This window comes from Bacillus sp. ISL-7 (assembly GCF_018613065.1).
Genome location: NZ_JAGGQW010000031.1, coordinates 244,989 through 263,325 on the forward strand (window position 1 = coordinate 244,989; position 18,337 = coordinate 263,325).

The 18,337-nt window shown below is 37.2% G+C and carries 35 protein-coding genes and 1 pseudogene; 6 read left to right on the forward strand and 30 right to left on the reverse strand.

From position 1 onward, the window contains the following. Nucleotides 1–73: 73 nt before the first annotated feature. The 6 genes from J7E66_RS10445 to J7E66_RS10470 are packed head-to-tail and all read right to left on the reverse strand — an operon-like array spanning nt 74 to nt 1,718. Nucleotides 74–343 (reverse strand): hypothetical protein, encoded by a 270-nt coding sequence (locus J7E66_RS10445; RefSeq protein ID WP_214999805.1) that lies wholly within the window; start codon nt 341–343, stop codon nt 74–76. Beyond that, nucleotides 343–879 (reverse strand): dUTP diphosphatase, encoded by a 537-nt coding sequence (locus tag J7E66_RS10450; RefSeq protein ID WP_214999807.1) that lies wholly within the window; start codon nt 877–879, stop codon nt 343–345. Before J7E66_RS10450 ends, J7E66_RS10445 begins: the two co-directional genes overlap by 1 nt. Before the next feature lie 16 nt (nt 880–895). Further along, on the reverse strand, nt 896–1,087 hold the full coding sequence (locus J7E66_RS10455; RefSeq protein WP_214999809.1) for a hypothetical protein: 192 nt from the start codon (nt 1,085–1,087) through the stop codon (nt 896–898). Then, nucleotides 1,078–1,272, reverse strand: coding sequence for a hypothetical protein (locus J7E66_RS10460; RefSeq protein ID WP_214999811.1), 195 nt, complete (start codon nt 1,270–1,272; stop codon nt 1,078–1,080). The genes J7E66_RS10455 and J7E66_RS10460 overlap by 10 nt, the downstream gene beginning before the upstream one ends. A gap of 22 nt (nt 1,273–1,294) precedes the next feature. Further along, nucleotides 1,295–1,576, reverse strand: coding sequence for a hypothetical protein (locus J7E66_RS10465; protein WP_214999813.1), 282 nt, complete (start codon nt 1,574–1,576; stop codon nt 1,295–1,297). Beyond that, a complete protein-coding gene (locus J7E66_RS10470; RefSeq protein ID WP_214999815.1) occupies nt 1,545–1,718 on the reverse strand; it encodes a hypothetical protein in 174 nt (57 codons plus the stop codon). Before J7E66_RS10470 ends, J7E66_RS10465 begins: the two co-directional genes overlap by 32 nt. A gap of 289 nt (nt 1,719–2,007) precedes the next feature. Here J7E66_RS10470 and J7E66_RS10475 point away from each other — a divergent pair, with 289 nt between their 5' ends. After that, complete coding sequence (locus J7E66_RS10475) at nt 2,008–2,145, forward strand: hypothetical protein (RefSeq protein ID WP_186328945.1); 138 nt, start codon at nt 2,008–2,010, stop codon at nt 2,143–2,145. A 59-nt stretch (nt 2,146–2,204) separates the two neighbouring features. Here J7E66_RS10475 and J7E66_RS10480 read toward each other — a convergent pair whose 3' ends face one another. From J7E66_RS10480 to J7E66_RS10580, 23 genes are all read right to left on the reverse strand, one after another. Next, nucleotides 2,205–2,714, reverse strand: a complete 510-nt coding sequence (locus J7E66_RS10480) for a DUF5651 domain-containing protein (RefSeq protein ID WP_214999817.1) — start codon at nt 2,712–2,714, stop codon at nt 2,205–2,207. A 4-nt stretch (nt 2,715–2,718) separates the two neighbouring features. Further along, on the reverse strand, nt 2,719–2,850 hold the full coding sequence (locus J7E66_RS10485) for a DUF3983 domain-containing protein (RefSeq protein ID WP_214999819.1): 132 nt from the start codon (nt 2,848–2,850) through the stop codon (nt 2,719–2,721). A gap of 115 nt (nt 2,851–2,965) precedes the next feature. Beyond that, entirely contained in the window at nt 2,966–3,193 is a 228-nt protein-coding gene (locus tag J7E66_RS10490; RefSeq protein WP_214999821.1) for a hypothetical protein, read from the reverse strand. Further along, nucleotides 3,190–3,774: a RuvC family protein gene (locus J7E66_RS10495; RefSeq protein ID WP_214999823.1), complete on the reverse strand. Its 585-nt coding sequence runs from the start codon at nt 3,772–3,774 to the stop codon at nt 3,190–3,192. Before J7E66_RS10495 ends, J7E66_RS10490 begins: the two co-directional genes overlap by 4 nt. Nucleotides 3,775–3,851: 77 nt before the next feature. After that, complete coding sequence (locus J7E66_RS10500; protein ID WP_308162496.1) at nt 3,852–5,138, reverse strand: replicative DNA helicase; 1,287 nt, start codon at nt 5,136–5,138, stop codon at nt 3,852–3,854. Next, nucleotides 5,119–5,979 carry a replication protein gene (locus J7E66_RS10505; RefSeq protein ID WP_214999825.1) on the reverse strand — a complete coding sequence of 287 codons (861 nt, stop codon included), beginning with the start codon at nt 5,977–5,979 and terminating at the stop codon, nt 5,119–5,121. The genes J7E66_RS10500 and J7E66_RS10505 overlap by 20 nt, the downstream gene beginning before the upstream one ends. Nucleotides 5,980–5,994: 15 nt before the next feature. After that, nucleotides 5,995–6,234: a hypothetical protein gene (locus J7E66_RS10510; protein WP_214999827.1), complete on the reverse strand. Its 240-nt coding sequence runs from the start codon at nt 6,232–6,234 to the stop codon at nt 5,995–5,997. Beyond that, a complete protein-coding gene (locus J7E66_RS10515) occupies nt 6,235–6,978 on the reverse strand; it encodes an MBL fold metallo-hydrolase (protein ID WP_214999829.1) in 744 nt (247 codons plus the stop codon). Beyond that, on the reverse strand, nt 6,975–7,502 hold the full coding sequence (locus J7E66_RS10520; protein ID WP_214999831.1) for an HNH endonuclease: 528 nt from the start codon (nt 7,500–7,502) through the stop codon (nt 6,975–6,977). The genes J7E66_RS10515 and J7E66_RS10520 overlap by 4 nt, the downstream gene beginning before the upstream one ends. Next, nucleotides 7,499–7,654, reverse strand: a complete 156-nt coding sequence (locus tag J7E66_RS10525) for a hypothetical protein (protein ID WP_214999833.1) — start codon at nt 7,652–7,654, stop codon at nt 7,499–7,501. The genes J7E66_RS10520 and J7E66_RS10525 overlap by 4 nt, the downstream gene beginning before the upstream one ends. 10 nt (nt 7,655–7,664) lie before the next feature. After that, nucleotides 7,665–8,567: a RecT family recombinase gene (locus J7E66_RS10530; protein WP_214999835.1), complete on the reverse strand. Its 903-nt coding sequence runs from the start codon at nt 8,565–8,567 to the stop codon at nt 7,665–7,667. Between the two features lies 1 nt (nt 8,568). Then, nucleotides 8,569–9,030, reverse strand: a complete 462-nt coding sequence (locus J7E66_RS10535; RefSeq protein WP_214999837.1) for a sporulation initiation factor Spo0A C-terminal domain-containing protein — start codon at nt 9,028–9,030, stop codon at nt 8,569–8,571. Between the two features lie 11 nt (nt 9,031–9,041). Beyond that, nucleotides 9,042–9,260, reverse strand: a complete 219-nt coding sequence (locus J7E66_RS10540) for a YqaI family protein (RefSeq protein WP_214999839.1) — start codon at nt 9,258–9,260, stop codon at nt 9,042–9,044. 12 nt (nt 9,261–9,272) lie between these two features. Continuing rightward, the gene (locus J7E66_RS10545) at nt 9,273–9,467 is read right to left on the reverse strand and encodes a hypothetical protein (protein ID WP_214999841.1); all 195 of its coding nucleotides are present in this window, start codon (nt 9,465–9,467) and stop codon (nt 9,273–9,275) included. A gap of 14 nt (nt 9,468–9,481) precedes the next feature. After that, on the reverse strand, nt 9,482–9,532 hold the full coding sequence (locus J7E66_RS32840; protein ID WP_374103843.1) for a hypothetical protein: 51 nt from the start codon (nt 9,530–9,532) through the stop codon (nt 9,482–9,484). Between the two features lie 16 nt (nt 9,533–9,548). Further along, nucleotides 9,549–9,632, reverse strand: a complete 84-nt coding sequence (locus J7E66_RS32845) for a DUF6906 family protein (RefSeq protein ID WP_374103844.1) — start codon at nt 9,630–9,632, stop codon at nt 9,549–9,551. After that, nucleotides 9,629–11,140, reverse strand: coding sequence for an AAA family ATPase (locus J7E66_RS10555; protein ID WP_214999843.1), 1,512 nt, complete (start codon nt 11,138–11,140; stop codon nt 9,629–9,631). Before J7E66_RS10555 ends, J7E66_RS32845 begins: the two co-directional genes overlap by 4 nt. Nucleotides 11,141–11,152: 12 nt before the next feature. Further along, complete coding sequence (locus J7E66_RS10560) at nt 11,153–11,407, reverse strand: hypothetical protein (protein WP_214999845.1); 255 nt, start codon at nt 11,405–11,407, stop codon at nt 11,153–11,155. A gap of 5 nt (nt 11,408–11,412) precedes the next feature. Continuing rightward, nucleotides 11,413–11,697, reverse strand: coding sequence for a DNA-entry nuclease (locus J7E66_RS10565; protein ID WP_214999846.1), 285 nt, complete (start codon nt 11,695–11,697; stop codon nt 11,413–11,415). Further along, nucleotides 11,645–11,803: a hypothetical protein gene (locus tag J7E66_RS10570; protein ID WP_214999847.1), complete on the reverse strand. Its 159-nt coding sequence runs from the start codon at nt 11,801–11,803 to the stop codon at nt 11,645–11,647. The genes J7E66_RS10565 and J7E66_RS10570 overlap by 53 nt, the downstream gene beginning before the upstream one ends. 152 nt (nt 11,804–11,955) lie before the next feature. Continuing rightward, complete coding sequence (locus J7E66_RS32285; RefSeq protein ID WP_285289208.1) at nt 11,956–12,078, reverse strand: hypothetical protein; 123 nt, start codon at nt 12,076–12,078, stop codon at nt 11,956–11,958. Nucleotides 12,079–12,147: 69 nt separating this feature from the next. After that, on the reverse strand, nt 12,148–12,462 hold the full coding sequence (locus tag J7E66_RS10575) for a hypothetical protein (protein WP_214999849.1): 315 nt from the start codon (nt 12,460–12,462) through the stop codon (nt 12,148–12,150). 14 nt (nt 12,463–12,476) lie between these two features. Continuing rightward, nucleotides 12,477–12,713: a helix-turn-helix domain-containing protein gene (locus J7E66_RS10580; protein ID WP_214999851.1), complete on the reverse strand. Its 237-nt coding sequence runs from the start codon at nt 12,711–12,713 to the stop codon at nt 12,477–12,479. Between the two features lie 161 nt (nt 12,714–12,874). On the opposite strand from J7E66_RS10580, the gene J7E66_RS10585 reads away from it, so the two are divergent. The 5 genes and pseudogenes from J7E66_RS10585 to J7E66_RS10605 form a co-directional block, all read left to right on the forward strand. Further along, nucleotides 12,875–13,297: a helix-turn-helix domain-containing protein gene (locus J7E66_RS10585; RefSeq protein WP_214999853.1), complete on the forward strand. Its 423-nt coding sequence runs from the start codon at nt 12,875–12,877 to the stop codon at nt 13,295–13,297. Nucleotides 13,298–13,390: 93 nt separating this feature from the next. Beyond that, on the forward strand, nt 13,391–14,233 hold the full coding sequence (locus tag J7E66_RS10590) for a DUF3800 domain-containing protein (RefSeq protein WP_214999855.1): 843 nt from the start codon (nt 13,391–13,393) through the stop codon (nt 14,231–14,233). Nucleotides 14,234–14,587: 354 nt separating this feature from the next. Next, the gene (locus tag J7E66_RS10595) at nt 14,588–15,091 is read left to right on the forward strand and encodes an ImmA/IrrE family metallo-endopeptidase (RefSeq protein ID WP_214999857.1); all 504 of its coding nucleotides are present in this window, start codon (nt 14,588–14,590) and stop codon (nt 15,089–15,091) included. A 74-nt stretch (nt 15,092–15,165) separates the two neighbouring features. After that, on the forward strand, nt 15,166–16,587 hold the full coding sequence (locus tag J7E66_RS10600) for a recombinase family protein (RefSeq protein ID WP_214999859.1): 1,422 nt from the start codon (nt 15,166–15,168) through the stop codon (nt 16,585–16,587). 13 nt (nt 16,588–16,600) lie between these two features. After that, nucleotides 16,601–17,572: pseudogene (locus J7E66_RS10605) on the forward strand (hypothetical protein); the annotation flags it as partial. Between the two features lie 39 nt (nt 17,573–17,611). Here J7E66_RS10605 and J7E66_RS10610 read toward each other — a convergent pair. Beyond that, nucleotides 17,612–18,250, reverse strand: a complete 639-nt coding sequence (locus tag J7E66_RS10610) for a phosphatase PAP2 family protein (protein WP_214999861.1) — start codon at nt 18,248–18,250, stop codon at nt 17,612–17,614. Nucleotides 18,251–18,337 lie beyond the last annotated feature (87 nt).

The window sequence follows — 18,337 nt, forward strand, 5'->3', positions numbered from 1 at the left end:
AGCAATACTGACGTATAGAGAGTTAGTAGACTAATACTATCGCTAACCGCAAATGCTTTATTTTTTTGTCTATCTACAAGCGATTTCTAGCCTTAGAAAGCCTCTCAGCATTCTTTTGTTTCTGTTCTTCAGACATAGTTCTTGGATTCCTCATCGCTACCTGTTTTTCAGTTAATATCCCCTTGACTGCAATCGGTCTGTCATTCTCCAATTCTAAGGTAATTAACTCACACAACAGAGAGAGTTTTCTAATGTGTTTCGGAACGGTAGAGTAAACGTTCCAGAGACCTGTTGAATAGTCAAAAACCAATGTAGTTTCTTGCTCTTCTTTGGTATATCCCATTAATAGCCTACCTCCTGCCTTCTATGATTCTCGCGATTTTTTTCTAGGTAAGCTTGTTCGATTTGTTCCCAGGTAAAGCCAAGCATTTCACCAAGTCCAATAAAAACACTAAATAAATGTTCATACATTACTTTGGGAACTTCACCAGTTACCCTATTGTGAAAGTAAAGGTTATAGGCTCTACCAGTGCATTCAATATATTGAATAGTGATATCTTTTTCTTTGACTGACAACACATCAATGTCAGTGAAATTAAATTCCAATCCAATTTCTAGAATAAAATGAAGTTTGTCCACATATTCTTCAAGCAATGGATTGTAAAACTCTTTATCCTCTTCCATCATGCAAGGTACCCTTACGGCGGATGTATGCGGCAATTGATTCACACTCCAGAACTTAAATCCTCTCCACTCATTTGCACATTCGCCTAATTCGACTAATAATGCCAAAATTAGCTTATTGAATCTATCTGGTTCGTTATAACCGATTCGATCACGTAAGACTTTTTGTATTTCAAACAATTTATTTAAATTCAATTTCAATTGCTCCTTTCTACAAGTTAATTCGATATGTTTTTCCAGAATAAGCAGCCATTCTTTTAGTACATGACACTTTTTGACTTTTAGATTTTTCTTTTCGATTTTGTAATTCAAATGCTTCCTTGAATTTAAAGCTTATTGGACAATCCTCTAAAAGAATAATTAGTAGCTGCTGATTAGTAGCTTTTGAGTAATCTAAAACCATTTGTTTTCATCCTTCGTGACATCGATTTTTCTAAACAATGCCTGAACAAATTCGTAATTTAATTCATCAAAATCCAATTTTTCAAGGCTCGTCCCGTTCTGTGATGTAGATACGTTTAATTCCCGTAATTCCTTGATGAGAGTTTTCCGTTTGTCAGCCATTGCAAGTTCAAACAAAATTCCCATACCATCACACCTTTTTCGCAAATTAATTGACCAATTCTTTTAACCTGGCATTCTCTTCAGCTAGTTTTAAATTTTCCTTAGACATAGCATAAAAATTAATGAGTCGGCTGTTTTGTTTCATTTCTTTGATTTGTAATGTTTGTTTTTTAAGTCGTTCTAAGAGGAGAGTTTCTTGCAGCTGGTATTGCTCAATAATGGCATCTGCTTCAGCAAGTGAACTGTAAAGCGTTTGACATTCTTTTTCTTGCTGTTCAATGGTTTTGATTAACTGGTTAATATCCTGCATCCTCTGTAATGCTGACACTGGTTTCCTTCCTCCTGTCCAAATACTGTTGTTTTAACTTTTCAATATCCTCGAGAGTCGGCTTTGGATTGATCTGCTGCATAAACTCAGCTAATTGTTTTTTATACTGGATACTATCGGCATCAACTATCTGTTTCTCCATATTTGCTTCTCCTTTCTTTTTTATTTGGCGGAAAGAATTTTGATTTCGTTTTCCGATTCAACTAATCGGCCAAACTTGTAACATTCTATGGCTATATGTTTTTCATGATCTGATAGTGGTCGACTCCATTTTTGTTCCAGGTAATAAATGACTTCGTTATAAAAAATTGCTCATAATCGAAGGGCTGATTCATGGCTTACCTCCTTCGCTATTTATTCGAAGTATGCATTACGAATAATAAATGGTTTTTTTATACAAACTATACTTATTACTAAAGGGAGGTTCTGTTATGCGTGATAATACCAATTTGGCTGTTTTTGTCTTTTTTTCACTTTTAGGCTTTGTAGCAACAATAATTTTTAGCAGTGTCATAATATCTCAAAATAACCAAATTAAATCAAAACTTGAAAACGCAAAACAAACGTGATTCCTTTCAAGAAAAACTTGAGGGGATTTTTTATGTCATAATATTTGTCAACTATTTATCTACCGATAAGCATATTTGCAGTTTGAACAGTCAAAGCCGCTTTCCGGAACAAAGTTGTTATCAAATACCTGATGCAGATCACAAGTATTCCAATCTTTTGTACAGCCATTGCACTTCACATCCATAACTTCTACACACCAGTCATAAAACTGCTGGCGAGGTACAACTGCATTTTGCATTTTATCTTTTATATCTCGATTCACCTTTTGCAATGTAAAATCATCAACCAATTTAAAATCATATTTCAGCAATTTCTTATTAATCTGTTCCTGTTCTTTCGGACTTAGCCGGTTATAGACGGACATAATAAACTTACTCATATATGTCTCTGCCATTTTCAAGCTCTTGTGTTCATCTCTGGTCATATTATCCCGTTTCGACCATTCTTCCCTCATGGTCTTGAGTTTCGGACCGTCCGTACCCTGATTTCTAATACCTATCGCCATTTGCAAAACGGAATTCATGACCATAAACTGATTTTTCTCGGCAGAATTTAGATAATCTCTCATATTCTCACCCTTTCAAAATACCTTTGCGGACGAATATATTTCTCCAAGCAACGGCTAAAACTTCTTTTTCCATAGCTCTCTGCCGCCTAACAATCGCCTTTCTAAGCCTTCTTTTCTGTTTTACTTTATTTGCCATAAATATCACCTCAATTTCGCCTTTTTCTTACATTCATGACAAACCCTTTTCTTTTCAATGGTATCCGTTTGTTTAGGTTGCTCTAATTTAAAACATCTGCTACAACTCACTAACTTCACCCTTTCTCCACCTTTCTTAACTTAGCAACCCAGCAGCTGCTTTCTGTATTTTCAACAAAGATTTTTCGATTAAATGAATCCCTGGTAAATGTTTTTCCGTCACTTTTGAGTTCCGTTAAAGGATAGATCAACACGAAACCTCTTTCTTCCAGGTCCTTTATGGCTTGTTCTGCCTCATGTTTTCTTTGTCGATGGATGGTGACAGGAAAATCTTTTCTTCTCATGCTTTAGCCTTTTTCTTTTTAGGCTTTGCCTCTTTTGGTGCTGGATGAAGTATTTGTTGAATTACTTCTGCTTGAAACTTCGGCAACAACCGAAATGCATTTTGCTCCATCCAAATTTCTTGTGCGATTTGAGACAAAATGTAAGCATCCACCACGTTGTCACTCTTATGCTCATATCCGTAAAGGTCAAATACTGCTTTCATAACTACTCTTTTCTTTTGAGGACCAGTAAGACGTACCATACTCCCTTTTTCGCCAGTCCAACCTGTGACATTTACGAACTTTTTTACGGCGTTTGGTGCAACCTCAAAATAAGGTAGTTTCCTCTTAAATAACTCGTTTCTTATGCCGTGGTGCAGTCCTCCTGCAAACATGGCGCGCTGAGTATCATAAGGAAAACCTTCTATACAAATAAAGTCACCGGGCTTAACATGGGCTATAATTTCATCGATAAGGGTAATCATCCTTCGCGGATCCTCATCTCCTACTCCAGTGAGTTCTTTTGCCCGATCAACTTGTCCGTTTACATCCAGTGCTACAAATCCGGTTTTCGTGCTAGGATCAATCCCTACAAAGCGCATCCTTTCCCCTCCTTCTCTGCATTCCGATCTTTAAAGGTCCATTTAGCCAGTCCACCATTTTCATTTCCTCGCTTTCACTATTTAATTTCATCGGGAATTTCTGTGAATTTTTGTTTCCAGTTCATGAAAAGAAGTTTGAATTCATTTACTCCAACGTCTCTTCCTTTAGCGAATGTTTGGATGATTACTTTCCCCTGGGATGTCTTATCCCCTTCGCTCCATAAAAATTCAACTACATCAGCATCCTGTTCAATAGAGCTGGATTCTTTTAGATCGGACAGCAACGGGCGACCCCTTTTATCTGATTCCCTTGTCATTTGGGAAAGCATCATAAAGCAGCAATCCATATCCATGGCAATTTGTTTGGCTTGTCCAGTAACACGTCCAATAGCCAATGCTCGAGTATCACCTTTTGTTTGAGGAATACTCATGATCTGTAAGTAATCCACTACAATCATGGCAATCTTTCCGTATTTCTTTTTAAATTGCTTTGCTGTAGCTTTAATTTCATCAATAGTTACTCCAGAAGAATCTTGCATGTAAATTGGCAAATGTTCATATTCTTCGTAAGCAAAATTGACTAAGGCTTGTTCCTTTTCGTTCAAGTTTTTCATCTTAATTTTTTGATAGGCGATTCCAGTTTGTGCCGACATCATTCGATCCTTGAGTGCGTTTCTTTTCATTTCTTGGCTCCACACAAGGACCACACCTTGCCTTTGTTTTGCTACACCATAAATCCTTTGCAAGGCTAAGGCTGTTTTTCCTACTGAAGGACGGCCGGCACTTATAAAAAGCCATCCTCTCCATAATCCTTGAGCCCACTTATCGTATTCATCAAATCCGGTCTTAATAAATTCAGCTGGTGTTTTTAAATGGGTGTAGTATTCATCTTTGGTTTCGGAAAAGTTGAGCATTTTGGCATTATCACTTGGTCTCAATTCAGTGATTAAGTTTTCAATGCTAGAGAAAAACTCCTCATCAGAATCGTAATCATCCCTAGACATTCCTGAAATAATGTCACCCATATTTCTTGTTCGTCTTTCCATCGCTTTGGAGCGAACGATTCGAGCGTAATATTCAGTATTGGCGGTAGTAGGACAAGATGCTGCTAGTTTCGATAGGTAAGAAACACCGCCCAAATCATCTATGTTTCCGAATTTAGCGATTGCATTAGTGACGGTAATAACATCGACTGGTTGACCTTTGTTTTCCAGGTGCCGCATTACCTTGTAAATGGATTGATGACGTGGAACCAAGAAATCACGTTCTTCGAGAAAAGTAATGTCATCCAACACTGAAGCTTCAAGGAATATAGCGCCAAGGACAGACTGTTCGGCCTCTATGTCAGGTCCATTTGAATTCACCTGGATCACCACCATTTGCACACCATTTTTGGAACTCAATATCTTTATCTCTTGTATCTATTGGTTGTATTGGTTTTGATATTTTAGTTTTTTGAGAGTTTTTCATTTTAATTGCAAGTTCGCCAAACTTGTCCCTAAACTTTTTAGCTGATAAAACATTTGTTTTCCAAAAGTCATCTTGCGTTACCCAATCCATGACAGCAAGGATTTGTTTTTTGTCGGTAACTCCATCCAGTTCAACTAACTTTCTAAAGTCATCAGCCCATTTTTGGAGCTTTACTTTCTTGAGTAAATGTTGCACCCCAGCTTCTTCTGCTACATCTGAAACTTTGTCAAAAAAGTAAAGAGCCATTTTAAAATAAGAGCTGTCCTCGTCATACGTTTTTTGTTGACGAGTATTTTTTTTATTATTTTCTTTAATCTTTTCTTTCTTGGTACCACAACTGTGGGACGATATCGTACTACAGGTAGTGGACGATAAAGTACTACTATTGTGGGACGATGGTTGATGTACTACATTTGTAGGACGTTCTTGCCATTCTTCGTAGTTCTTGTTGAAGCTCAAAACCCTTCCCCTCCTTGAACCAACCCCAACGACACTAACAATCTTACGATCTATTAAAGCGGTGAGCTCTCGGTCGACATGACTTTTCCTGGTGTCTATCGCTTCAGAGAGAAAAGCTAGTGATAATTCGTGCTGTTTCCTCCGGAAGCCATATGTATACCGCCATATCACCAAGACGATTCGCATCTGTGTGCCGTTGAGATCGGTTTTTGAGATGTTTTCTAAAATCTCATTAGCAACCTGTGTATAACCATTTTTAGTTTGTGGGTTTGCCATGAGTAATCATCCTGTCTATTTTGCTTTCTCCAACTCTTTTAATTTATGAACTGCTTCACACGAAGCTTTTAATGCACTAGCTAGGGTATTGATACAAAAATTCAGCGTTTCAATTTCCGTATTCTTTTTATTAATTGTTGCAGTAAGGCTTTTAACTAATCCATGGGCAAGTTCCTTTTGTTCCTTTTCTTTGTTTAGCCTGGCAAGGTAGTATTCTTCAATGAATTTCCACTCTGTTTCTTCTTGTGTTTCCATTCAAACCACCTCCAAAAAATAATGTGTTCCAGCTTTAAAACTTTTTCTAGCTAATGCTCTTTTAACCGTCATTTCAGCCAGTGCAGGCATGTTATTTTTGCTCGATAAATGTGTAAGGTATATTTGCTCCCCCAAGCCCATAATCAGCTTAGAAAGGGTTTCTGCAGTCTGCTCATTGCTCAAGTGACCAATATGAGATATGATTCTAGCTTTCACGCTGTTAGGATAATCGGACACTTCGACCATGGAAGGTTCATGATTTGCCTCGATGATATAAATGTTTGAGAACTCCATCGCTGAAAGCATCTCAGGATCAACGTGACCTGTATCTAAGCAAACTGAACATTTCTGCCCTTCATAGTCACTGATTACATATCCAAGCGGGCTGTAAGCGTCATGGTGGGTCTTGAAGGACTCAATGTACCAATCATCAATGTTGATATCAGATCCTGCTTTAATAGGTCGCTGTAAGTCCACATCCAAGCCCTTTATAGATTTCCATTCACCTTCTGCTGCATAAACTGGAATCTTATATTTGTTAGCCAGTGGTAGACCCTTCACGTGATCACTATGAGCATGAGTGATCAACATTGCTCTAATCGAATCTGGACGAATACCTACATCAAGTAGCCGTTTTTCAACCTTCGTTTTAGCTATCCCTATATCGACTAGAATGGTAGATTCTGAGGACTGAAGAGCAATACAATTTCCTTGTGACCCAGAAGCTAAGATGTCTATTTTCATACGACCACCTCGCTATAAGGGAGCAATTCAGCCCTTTTTATTTTTGCAAGTCTAATCGCTTCTTCTTTTGAATTGCACCTTTTAAAGAAAATTTTTCTGTCGTTTAATGTAATTCCAACTGACCACTTTTGTCTTTCAATGCAGAAGTAGACATTTAAGCAGCCGGCTTTATTATTTTTTAGAGGACCTTTTCTGTTTTGGTTGTTTTGGCTATTATTCACTTTCCTTAGATTCATAGATTGCCTATTGTCTAAAGGATTATGATTGATATGATCAACTTGTAAAGAAGGATGGACACCAGTGATCCACCGGTGAAGACGGAAACTGGTGCGATGTTCATTAATTGTCTTTTGGCCACAAACATAAATCCCTCCCGTCTTTGGGCATCTCCATCCATACCAGGTACCGGTAAATTCTCTTGCTTTTGGAAGGTCTGTTGAGTCAATAAGCGTTTCGATAATTTGTCCATTAAACTTAATGAAAATAGCCGTAACTTCACCACGAATTTCATACTCGTTTTTCATAAGTTCACCTTATGTTCTTTCCAGAACCATTCTTTGATTTCCTCATATTCTTCTTCAGTGATTTCCCACGTTTCAAGAAGCTCCATGAGGGAATATCTCCTGGCTTCTTTCATGACTGCATACATGAATTGATTTAACTTCCCAGGTTTCATTTGTTCCACCTCAGTCCAATAAATCGCCATAAGCGGATTGTGCTTCCTGCATTTCGATGTGCATGTCCAGTAATTGACTTAAGCCAACATAATCAGATAAGGTCCCTTTAAAGTTAGGCACATGAGTATCCATGTATTCTTTTTGATTTTCTTTTTCAATCCCAGCTTTTTTAAACTTCTTAGAAATTTCCGAACGAACCGCTTTAATCTTTGAAGCATCATCATCTTGCTGTAGCTGTTGCTTAGGTGGTGCATCAATTACATCTTGGCTAGGTGTGATATCTTTTCTAGTTTGCGGCTTATATTCAGGAATGCTGTTTCCCTGTTCTCCGTGAGAAATAGTTTCATCATCAAACTCAAGACCATACTGTTTTTTTAGGGCACGTTGCTGCACATGCTTCCCGAACATATCCGATGTCCATTTATTCCAGTTGTCTTTGTTTTGTCCAGTGAACATATGGGCCACTTCTTCAATGTCCATTACCACTGTTACAGGGCGGTGACCATCACGATAGGCAATGGAGTATGCTCCGATAATCTTTCCTCTTGGAAATCCGATTTCATGAAGAACAACTTCCATTTCCTTTGTTTCCTTGTTCATTGCGATTTTAAATTCATCATTCTCGTGGACCATTTGGGTATCTGGCGGCTGAAAGCCTTCCATCGCCCTCGCTTTTGCTAAATAGGCCTCAGCTGCAAATTGAATTCGAGCAGTGTTGCCATACTTGATAAAGAAAATCTCGTTTTTGAATGGATCCAACCCATAGGATGCAGCTTTGTGAGCGAACAATAAGAACTCAGTATCTGTTGCTGTTGGAGCGATTGAAGTTCTAATGACCTCTAATACTTGAGGAGCAAATGCCTCTGTGATCTGCGGTGTTAATGGTAATGTTGCTAATTGGTTTTTTGACATTTTAGATAACCTCCGATTTATATTTTTCTTTCATCAAAAATTCATCTGCAATAATTGCTATAAAATCTGCATTAGTAGGCCTCGAATTAAAATTCGCTGAATAAAAAGGGTGTAGCAGATTTTTCTTATAAGATGCTTCTATTCCGTGTCTAATGGCTCTTTCCACTCGGCTAGGAGTTGTTTTGAACTTATTAGCAATATTCGGATATAAAACAGTTGAAAAGGTACCAATTAAATCAGGGTCTTCATACACTTCTTTGATTGCTACTTTCAGGTATGAATAGCCAAGCAACTTTGTTGGCAGTTTTATATCGTGTAAAAATGCAGTTATCTTTCCTTCGATTCCAATCTCATTATCCTGGTAAGACAACTTGTTCCTTGAACCAGCAATTTCTTGTACAATCGATTTTAGTTCCGCTACTTCTTTTCTGAGTTTTAATACTTCCAAAAGAATTTCGCTCATTGCCTACCCTCCTAATCTGCTGTTTTAAAAACCCAGCCAAGAACTTCAATTTGGTAATCCTCCACATTGCTTTCAAGTAACAAATCCCCGTTTGGTAACTCGATGTAGCTGGCACCCTTTAAAATTTCATGGTCCATGACATCTGTTCCAAAATGATCTGGTTGAGCAACCACATTGGCATAACCTGTTTTATTAACTTGAGTAATCGATGGATGTTCTAAATCAGGCAATCTAAAAACCTCCTATTTCCGATTTTGGCGGCGGGATTGCTTAGCAATCTGCTTCCGCTTCTTTCGCCGAGAACGTTCTTTCGCAGGGACATAAGTGTTTGTTTCACCGTTGTTTTTCATAAAGGCTAATTCCTTATAAGCAGCTGATTGTTGAGCAACACGGAAAGCTTGCATTTTATCTTTGAAAAATTTGATTGGATTTAACATTTTGTATTTTCCTCCTAAATTAAAATGGTTTTTGTAGTGCCTGTTTCCCGGTGAACAAGGATCATTTGGTCAGTTTGATTTTTAACAATCAACCATATCAGGATTAAATCCTGCTTCTTTAACTTTTTTCTTTTGGTTTCGTGTAGGTCTCTTTCCATTTTTCATGCGCCCACCTCAATTTTTAATTCTTGCCCAGCGACAACTCTGGATGTAATCAACTGCCCATTGGGCTGTTTAAAACTAGTAATGGATTCAGCGTTATCCACAAAACAAGGAGCAATCAATTCACTTTGCTGTGAAAGAACGTCTCGAAGTTCTAGCCCGGCCCGAATACCTTCAGAAAGGGATAGTGTCCTGTAAGGCTTTTCATTCATTTCAATCTCGAAATCTGGCTTAATTTCGCCATCACCCTTGTTCTGTTTAAAGAGTCGGATAGAAAGTGTGGTAAATAGGGCTTGTACTTTTTCTGCCTGCAGTTCGGCTGATTTGGCATTAAAAGCTTTGATACTATCCAGAACAAAGATTGAATCGTTTAAGGACTTTAATATCTCGTTTTCATTTTCCTTGGCTTCGTTAACCATTTCTTGCAATCTATCAAACTGCGAATATGATTGGAGTGCCATTCGCAATGGGTTCCCTTTTTCATCAATTTTCAGTTGCTCTCTTAAATCTGTTACATCAATGAATTCCAACTCCGCTAGTTGCAATTTAAGTTCATCACGCTGTTTTACCAGTCCATTATGATTTGCCTTATACTGTTCAACCCTTTTATCCTTGTCAGCCTTAACGGATTCCACGGAGCTTTCATCAAGTGGTCGCTTACAAGTGCGACAAGTATCTTCAATCACTTCATTTTTAAGTGTTGGCCAACGTTCCTTAGACATTTCTACTTGGTCTTGAAGGTTGCGGATCTTCGATTGGAGATTATTGTATGCTTGATTCTTTTCCCAAGCGTTATCCAGTTGGGTTTCAATGTCCCGGACCTGTTTGTCTATTTGAGATAACTCAACCTTTATAGATTCAATTGGGACATTTAATCCAGGTAATTGGTCCAACTGCTCTTGCAAAGTCTTAGTCCGACTTTGTGCGGCAATATATTCTTTGTCTTTTTTGTTTTTGTTGTCTCGATGTATTTTGTCAATATCAATTAAGTTATGTTTTTTTAGCAAGGTTCCAAGCTTTTCAGCTTGCAAGTCCGGTAGTTTCTTTAATACTTCTTTGTTAGCTGGAGCGGATACATATTTTAGTAGAATTTCCCTTTGTTTATCCCATTTCAACGTAAAGAAATAAGAAGGGTTATACTGAGACATGAACAAGTCTTTATCAAATAGCTGTTCAACGATCTCGGTAAATTCTGTGGCTTTCGAAGGCACTTCATTAATGTAATAGCTTGCTTTGCCTTTTTTAAGCCCGCGGCCGAGCAATAGCTCTTTTCCGTCATGCGTTAAAAGTAGTTGTACTAAAGTTTCTTCAGCTGCATAAGTTAATGGTGTAGGGTCAAGCTTTGAGCCGAATGTATCCGTGTTGTATAATAGCCATGAAATGGATTCCGGAATACTGGATTTCCCTTTCGCATTGTCACCAGTGATCTTTGTTACCTCGCCAAAGTTAACCTTGAGATCCTGGTGACTTTTATAGTTTTGTAGAGATAAAGTTTTAAAACTAATAATCACGTTGTTCCCTCCCTATAATTCAGCTAGTTCTATTTCTAGCCGTTGAATTTCTTCTTCTGCTACTCCAATGTAAGTTGCAACTAACTCTTCGAAAATCTCATTTTCTTTTTCCTCAAAATTGACGCCATTGCTGGTATATCCTATAAAAAGAACTTTTTCTGCATTTTTGACTTTTTCAATTCTTTCTTGAAGTAGATTAATCCTAGAAACGACTTTGCGAGCTTTCTTTGCTCGTTCTTCCATATACTCCAATGTTTTACGGTCCACTATCCTCACCTCCTTGAAATGCAATGCTTATTCAGCCTTTTGTAGTAACCGAATTTGCCTTGTTTTTTTAACAGAGATACTTGAGTTGCTAAGCTAGTTTCTGGCCTTCCTAGAGCAAAAGAAATGGTCCGAATATCGTCAAAATCAAAGAACCTACACAAGTATTCAAGTTCTTCTTCGGAGTAACGTTTTCCATTGTTAAAATGAAAATCCGGATGATAGAGCATACGACCTTGTTTATCGAACCGAAGACCATCTTCTAGATCTTCCTTCAGCACTTTTTGTACCATGTCCCATTTGTTCACCTCCTTTAGGCATTAATCCAAATGCCCAAAATAAGAAGTACCCTCCAAACACCCCGACGAAAAGTATCACGCCTGTTGCGATGTATCCCATATGTTTAGCCTCCTTAAGTTATTCATTAAATCGATAGACAATTTCTGCAATATGACTAAAAAGAGAAAGCCTAATGGCTTTTACAAATTCTTCATATTACGCATTATCTTTTTTAACTTGTTCTAGTTGTTTTTTAAAAAATCAATTCCTCCTCAAGAGCTCCTTTTTTCATTGACTTGTTGGGTTCTTTGTTGTTCTGCTAAATGTCTAAGTAATCCCGGCAATAAATGTTTTTCTACCGCACGCGCTAATTTTTCTGCTGGCACTTTAATCATTTGATCGCCTCCTTATTAATGTGTATGAGACGCTGATTGTCTGCTATGTTTTGACAACCTATGGGGAAACTAAGATGTGACTTTTAATCGTTCAGCTAAGATTTCAGCTAATTCGTTTGTTGGAATATCTTTTAACAAGTCTCGTGTGGTTGCTTCTAACTCTTCCATCCAGTGATCAAGTTCTTGAGCAACCATACCCATTTGTCCGGGTCCTTCTTCAATAAGGAAATCAAACTTATACTGAACCGGGTACTTTCCATATCTCATAAATTTGATTGTTGCAATTACACGGCAAGGGATAGAATGGTTATTTGCTTTTACCACTGATTTAACTTGTCCTTTAAGACCAGCAAGTACTGGAAGTGTGTATTCGTAAACATTCATAAAGCTTGCTCCTTTTAAGCTGTGATATGCTTGCAATTGCAAACACTTTCAGTAAAAAAAATTTCATCAAATTTCACGTTTAAAACTTCGCATATTTTCTTTGCAGAACTTGGGCTTGGATTTCTTTCATTATTTTCAATTTGGCTAATTAGAGCGCTGCTAAGTTCAGCTCTTTTTGCTAACTCACGCTGAGAAAACCCATTAATAATCCGAGCATTTATAAAAGCTTCAATATTCACTTTTATACTCATTTGTTCACCTCTTTTCACTATCGTTTGCTTATGTGAACATATTATCACCCGATGTACGCAGTTGTAAACACTTTTTATTAAAAAACTTAAAATTAATTAATTAAACATAATCACTTTTGTTATCATTGTGTTATCAGTTGTAATCACAAGGAGAATGTTTTATGGAATTCAATGAGTATTTAAAAAAGTTAAGGAAGGAAAATAATCTTTCGATAAGACAACTTGCATTGTATTCCGATGTATCTTCAGCTTATTTGTCACAAATTGAAACAGGATCAAGGGGTATTCCATCACCAGATGTATTGAAAAAACTTTGCAAACCCTTAAAGGTATCGTATGAAGAGTTAATGCAAGCAGCAGGTTACATCGAGGAAGAAAACCAATCAAAAATAAGTAAACATGACGAAACTTACAACTCGCTTGCCGAGATCAACAAGATGGTAAAAGAATTCGGTATTGAGGACATGGGATTTTTTGATATTGAGAAATGGAAAAATCTTTCTCCAGACGATGTAGATGAAATAAGAAGGCATTTCGAATGGGTAGCACAGAAAGCTAAAGAACGAAACGAGGATAAAAAATAAAACACCTGGAACTAACGATTAGTTCTGGGTGTTTCTTTATTAATATGATTGTCAAATATAAAGTGAAGAATTGTTTAATAGAGGGGTAATTTGATGCAATATATTATCTATTGTGATGAATCTGAGAAAAATGGAAAATACTTTGGCAATTTTTATGGGGGTGCATTAGTTAAGTCAGTTCATTTCCATGAAGTGAAAGAAACGCTTGAGAAAAAGAAATTAGAATTAGGTTTTAATGGCGAAGTAAAGTGGCAAAAGGTTACTGAGCATTACCTTGAAAAATATATTGCACTCGTTGATACTTTTTTTGATTTTATTCAAGACGACAAAGTGAAAATTAGGATTATGTTCACTCATAATAGATTCATACCAACTGGTTTGACAAAAGAACAAAGGGATAATGAATATTTTCTCTTATATTATCAATTCTTCAAGCATGCCTTTGGATTGCGTTATTCAAATCCACAAAAAAATCGTATTTCGTTATATATTTTCTTCGATCAACTTCCGGATACCCAAACAAAAAATCAACGATTTATTGATTTTATTTACGAGTTACAATATCAAGATGTTTTTGAAGAAGCTCGTTTATTTTTCAATAAAAAAGATGATATAGCTGAAGCTGTTTCACATAAACATGTTATTCTACAATGTTTAGATATTGTCCTTGGTGCAATGGAATTTAGACTTAATGAAAAACACTTGATAATACCAGAAGGAAAAAAAAGAAGAGGTAAAAGAACGAGGGCTAAAGAAAAATTGTATAAACATATTAATAAAAGGATAAGAGAAACTTACCCAGGTTTTAACGTTGGTGAAAGTACAGGACGATCCAGTGATAATACAAATCTTTGGAATCATTCTTATAGACATTGGAAGTTTACTCCTACAGAAAAAAAAATGAATGAACAATATAATCCAAAAAACAAAAGATGAGCCCCCACTTTCCTACTAAGTAGCTTACGTGGCACGTAAGCCTTCGAAAAGAACAAGCTCATCTTCTTTATTTATCTTCATTATATCCTAAAATTGATGTTTTTCAACATTTTTATTGTTTTTCAGAAAATTATATACTATAATTTCAAAGTTTATACTTTTTTATTCCCTTACCTATAAAATTTAAAAAGGATGGAAAATTTACCAACTTGTAGCGGAGGGAAAGTAAGCCGTTTTCTTGTATGATAGTTTAAGGAATAATTTTCAATTAATTCATGTCCAAAATATGGACATTTTCTTTTTATTGAAAAACAGAACAAATGTTTGTATAATTTCGATGGAGGGATTTTACAAATGTTAAAAAACTACTATACAACCGCACTGGAAGATTGGGTAACAAACTTTTATACACGTCTTAGAATTCTACACCCTCGACAAATTAAAATTGAGAACATAGCAAAAGTTAACGAAATATTCATTCATAAAAAGCCTATGCCATCCTACTATGAGGTCATGGGTAGATACAGGGGCATTACCATTGATAGCCGTGTATCATTCACAGTACAGCGCGAGATGTTCTTTCATGAGCTTTGTCACATCATGAGACATACAGGTAGGCAAAGTATGATGTTAGCAGCATTGCGTGAATTACAAGAGCGAGATGCCAGGCATTTTACACGATATGCGGCCATTCCGCATCACATGCTTAAATTTGTGGATTTCGAGGATCCGTATGTCATTGATCAAATGGCTAGCCTTTTCAAAGTGACTCCGAAATTGTGTGAAGAACGCTTGGAGCAAATACATAATCGATGCTTCAAATATATCGCTGAAAGCCGTCATAAATATGAAGTATAGAATTTTGGAACTAATTAACAGGATAATTTCCAAATGGATTTATATATCATTAAGGATGGAAAGGAGGAAAAACAATGCATGCAGCTCTCTATATAAGAGTTTCAACTGAGGAACAAAGTAAAGAAGGATACTCCCTTGACGCTCAAAAGGATAAATTAGAAGCCTTTTGTTTTTCACAAGGATGGGAAGTTACCAAGATTTTTCGCGAAGAAGGTCAATCAGCAAAAGATATAAACCGACCACAATTAAAGCAGTTGCTGAAGGATTTGAATTCATATGATGTTGTTCTTGTTTATAAATTAGATCGTCTTTCCAGAAGTGTTGCAGACATTAATAAGCTACTACAAACGTTCGAAGATAATGAAGTATCCTTTAAAAGTGCCACAGAACCTTATGACACGACCACAGCACAAGGAAAGTTATTGATTAATATATTTGCTTCTCTAGCTCAATTCGAGCGTGAGCAACTAGCAGAGCGTGTCTATATGGGCATGACCAAAAAGGCCGAATTAGGAGAAAGAAACGGAGGCCGTGCACCTTTTGGTTACAGATTAAAAGACGGAAGCCTAGTGATAGATGAAAAAGAAGCTAAAATCATTCAAGAAATGTTTCGGCTATATATATCCGGTAAAGGCATTAGGTCCATTGTTTTGTACATGCAGCAATTTGGCTTAAAAAAAGACATCCGAACAATTTCGAGATGGCTTGAAAATCCCGTTTATGCAGGAAAGCTTAGATGGGGAAACCGATCTAAAATGGATACAATTATTTATGACGATACCTCTCACGCCGCTATTATCGATGAGGAGACTTTTGAAAAGGTACAGTTACTTCGGAATAAACGAACAATGGAAGGAAAAAAAGCAACCTCTCCTTATCATTTTTCCGGTGTACTTCGATGTGCACGATGTGGTGGGCCTCTTTCTGGATGGTTTAGAAAAGCAAAAGGCACCAAACATTACTTATGTGTAAATAAAAAGAATAAAGGTACTTGTGACCTTCCACAGTTTACAGAAACAGCACTTGCTAAAACATTTTTGGATGAATTGTCGGCTGATGATCCACAGCAATTCTTACAGCTATCCAAAGATTTTAATATTGAACATGAACAATCTGACCAAACACACTTAATTAAGGAGTTTGAAAAAGAACTATCAGCAATAAAGAACAGGAAAAGGAATTGGCTCCTAGCATTAGGCAACGGCATTATGTCACAAGATGAATATAAATCCATGACAGCCGATGATACTAAAAAAGAAGAAATGATTAAAGAGCAGCTGGCCGCGATTACTCCACAGGAAGTGCGGTATGACCGGGACGCTATTATAAATATGCTCGATAATATTCCACATTTGTGGGATACTGCAAATGATTTCGAAAAGAAAAGTTTTATTAATGATCTTTTTGAATCAATCACTGTGGATGTTCCAAGCAGCTATTATCGGGCTCCGGGTAAGACTCCGTCCGTATTAATATCCGAAGTAAAATTCCTCTAAAAAATAAACTCCTTTGTTGGCGCTAAGGGTTGCGATGGCAATGAACTTGTTTGGTCATGGAATCGCTTTATCGGGTGACTTTGTGATTCAGGCTGCCCCTAAGCTTACCTCTGATGCAGCAGGTATTCCAATTCAAGATGTCATCAATGCCAGCATTCCATTAGTATTTATTATGGGTCTTGTAACAACCTTAACGGCATTCTACTTCTTACGAAGGGATATGAAACGTGGTGTTCTAACCACTACAACTTCTGTCAGCGCGGATTCGCCTTCGAGCAGCACTGACCATCCTGCGCTTTTATCACTTACTCAAAAACGCTTCTTTGCTATATTAGTACCATTATTATTTGCTGCAGATGTTGCCGCCATGTCAATCCTTGATTTAGCAGGTGGTGATGCCACAGCATTAATTGGCGGTACCTCCATTCTTATTCTTCTGTTAATCACTTTAACGAGCCATAAAAATAAAGGCTTAGAAAAAACAACACAATATTTAATAGAAGGATTCCAATTTGGTTTTAAAGTTTTTGGTCCTGTTATTCCAATTGCTGCGTTCTTCTATTTGGGTGACGCCGGATTTGGGAAAATCATTGGTGACTTTTTACCGAAGGCTTCCCAAGGGATTGTCAATGATTTAGGCGTTGCTCTCGCAAATATCGTTCCGTTAAGCAAAGAAGTTGGGGCGATTACCCTAACTACTGTAGGTGCCATCACTGGTCTGGATGGTTCAGGCTTTTCAGGTATATCGCTTGCCGGATCCGTTGCCAGCCTATTTGCTGTGGCTATAGGTAAAGGTGCTGCCACATTGACTGCACTCGGGCAAATCGCTGCTATATGGGTAGGCGGCGGAACACTTGTACCTTGGGCGTTAATCCCCGCTGCCGCTATCTGTAATGTCGATCCATTTGAACTAGCCAGACGAAACCTCCTACCAGTTGTGATCGGTCTCGTTGTGACAACGATTGCAGCAATGTTTCTCATTTAATCCAAGTAAAGAGGCTGATCCAGTGATCAGCCTCTTTACTTATTTTATACGTTTTTTAAAATAGGTATATATTTGAATCCAAATCACTACCCAAAGATAACCTAAAGCATAGCCTCCAAGGACATCTGAAGGATAATGAACATGTAATATAATTCGGCTAGCACCTATTAATAATAGTAAGATAGATGTAATTGCAGCAATGGTTATTTTTCCTGCCTTTGATTTTGTTCCCTCAATTAAAAGATACGCAATCATAAAATAAACAATCATCCCTACCATGGCATGACCGCTCGGAAAACTATAGCTTTTCACATTGACAAGATGTTCAAGGTCTGGCCTTGGGCGCTCAAAAAGATCTTTTAAAAGCTTACTAATTTCATTACCTAAGGCTATTGATAAGGCCAGGACGGCAGCACCAACATAGTTCCTTTTTTTTAGTAGCAACCAGGCTAACGCAAGCAAGGCTACAACCCCAATCCCTTTTTTATCCCCCATTTCTGTTAGTTGAATAAAGAATGGAATGATTGTCTCCGGTACATGTGAGAATAGCCCTGCTATTTTTTCATCAATCCAAAATTGGCTGTGGATACCGACTTTGATTGTAGTAAAAAAGGCAAATAATACAGCAATAAATATAAAAATAAAAGAAGGATTCCACTTATTTTGATTTTTCCCCATTCCCCAAACCCTTTCCTGCATCTATCTAGTAGAAATTCTAATAAAAGTATAGTGAAAATGAATATAAAAATCTACTTTATAGGATAA

Coding starts and splice junctions, on each gene's coding strand:
- J7E66_RS10535 (WP_214999837.1), bottom strand. CDS start 9,030: ATGAGCGAAATTCTTTTGGAAGTATTAAAACTCAGAAAAGAAGTAGCG.
- J7E66_RS10510 (WP_214999827.1), bottom strand. CDS start 6,234: ATGGAAACACAAGAAGAAACAGAGTGGAAATTCATTGAAGAATACTAC.
- J7E66_RS10570 (WP_214999847.1), bottom strand. CDS start 11,803: ATGGGATACATCGCAACAGGCGTGATACTTTTCGTCGGGGTGTTTGGA.
- J7E66_RS10470 (WP_214999815.1), bottom strand. CDS start 1,718: ATGGAGAAACAGATAGTTGATGCCGATAGTATCCAGTATAAAAAACAA.
- J7E66_RS10495 (WP_214999823.1), bottom strand. CDS start 3,774: ATGCGCTTTGTAGGGATTGATCCTAGCACGAAAACCGGATTTGTAGCA.
- J7E66_RS10520 (WP_214999831.1), bottom strand. CDS start 7,502: ATGAAAAACGAGTATGAAATTCGTGGTGAAGTTACGGCTATTTTCATT.
- J7E66_RS10610 (WP_214999861.1), bottom strand. CDS start 18,250: ATGGGGAAAAATCAAAATAAGTGGAATCCTTCTTTTATTTTTATATTT.
- J7E66_RS10575 (WP_214999849.1), bottom strand. CDS start 12,462: ATGAATGTTTACGAATACACACTTCCAGTACTTGCTGGTCTTAAAGGA.
- J7E66_RS10590 (WP_214999855.1), top strand. CDS start 13,391: ATGCAATATATTATCTATTGTGATGAATCTGAGAAAAATGGAAAATAC.
- J7E66_RS10475 (WP_186328945.1), top strand. CDS start 2,008: ATGCGTGATAATACCAATTTGGCTGTTTTTGTCTTTTTTTCACTTTTA.
- J7E66_RS10455 (WP_214999809.1), bottom strand. CDS start 1,087: ATGGTTTTAGATTACTCAAAAGCTACTAATCAGCAGCTACTAATTATT.
- J7E66_RS10485 (WP_214999819.1), bottom strand. CDS start 2,850: ATGGCAAATAAAGTAAAACAGAAAAGAAGGCTTAGAAAGGCGATTGTT.
- J7E66_RS10585 (WP_214999853.1), top strand. CDS start 12,875: ATGGAATTCAATGAGTATTTAAAAAAGTTAAGGAAGGAAAATAATCTT.
- J7E66_RS10530 (WP_214999835.1), bottom strand. CDS start 8,567: ATGTCAAAAAACCAATTAGCAACATTACCATTAACACCGCAGATCACA.
- J7E66_RS32845 (WP_374103844.1), bottom strand. CDS start 9,632: ATGAAAAATGGAAAGAGACCTACACGAAACCAAAAGAAAAAAGTTAAA.
- J7E66_RS10480 (WP_214999817.1), bottom strand. CDS start 2,714: ATGAGAGATTATCTAAATTCTGCCGAGAAAAATCAGTTTATGGTCATG.
- J7E66_RS10600 (WP_214999859.1), top strand. CDS start 15,166: ATGCATGCAGCTCTCTATATAAGAGTTTCAACTGAGGAACAAAGTAAA.
- J7E66_RS10565 (WP_214999846.1), bottom strand. CDS start 11,697: ATGGTACAAAAAGTGCTGAAGGAAGATCTAGAAGATGGTCTTCGGTTC.
- J7E66_RS10505 (WP_214999825.1), bottom strand. CDS start 5,979: ATGGCAAACCCACAAACTAAAAATGGTTATACACAGGTTGCTAATGAG.
- J7E66_RS10545 (WP_214999841.1), bottom strand. CDS start 9,467: ATGTTAAATCCAATCAAATTTTTCAAAGATAAAATGCAAGCTTTCCGT.
- J7E66_RS32285 (WP_285289208.1), bottom strand. CDS start 12,078: ATGATTAAAGTGCCAGCAGAAAAATTAGCGCGTGCGGTAGAAAAACAT.
- J7E66_RS10525 (WP_214999833.1), bottom strand. CDS start 7,654: ATGAAACCTGGGAAGTTAAATCAATTCATGTATGCAGTCATGAAAGAA.
- J7E66_RS10580 (WP_214999851.1), bottom strand. CDS start 12,713: ATGAGTATAAAAGTGAATATTGAAGCTTTTATAAATGCTCGGATTATT.
- J7E66_RS10445 (WP_214999805.1), bottom strand. CDS start 343: ATGGGATATACCAAAGAAGAGCAAGAAACTACATTGGTTTTTGACTAT.
- J7E66_RS10460 (WP_214999811.1), bottom strand. CDS start 1,272: ATGGGAATTTTGTTTGAACTTGCAATGGCTGACAAACGGAAAACTCTC.
- J7E66_RS10595 (WP_214999857.1), top strand. CDS start 14,588: ATGTTAAAAAACTACTATACAACCGCACTGGAAGATTGGGTAACAAAC.
- J7E66_RS10515 (WP_214999829.1), bottom strand. CDS start 6,978: ATGAAAATAGACATCTTAGCTTCTGGGTCACAAGGAAATTGTATTGCT.
- J7E66_RS10490 (WP_214999821.1), bottom strand. CDS start 3,193: ATGAGAAGAAAAGATTTTCCTGTCACCATCCATCGACAAAGAAAACAT.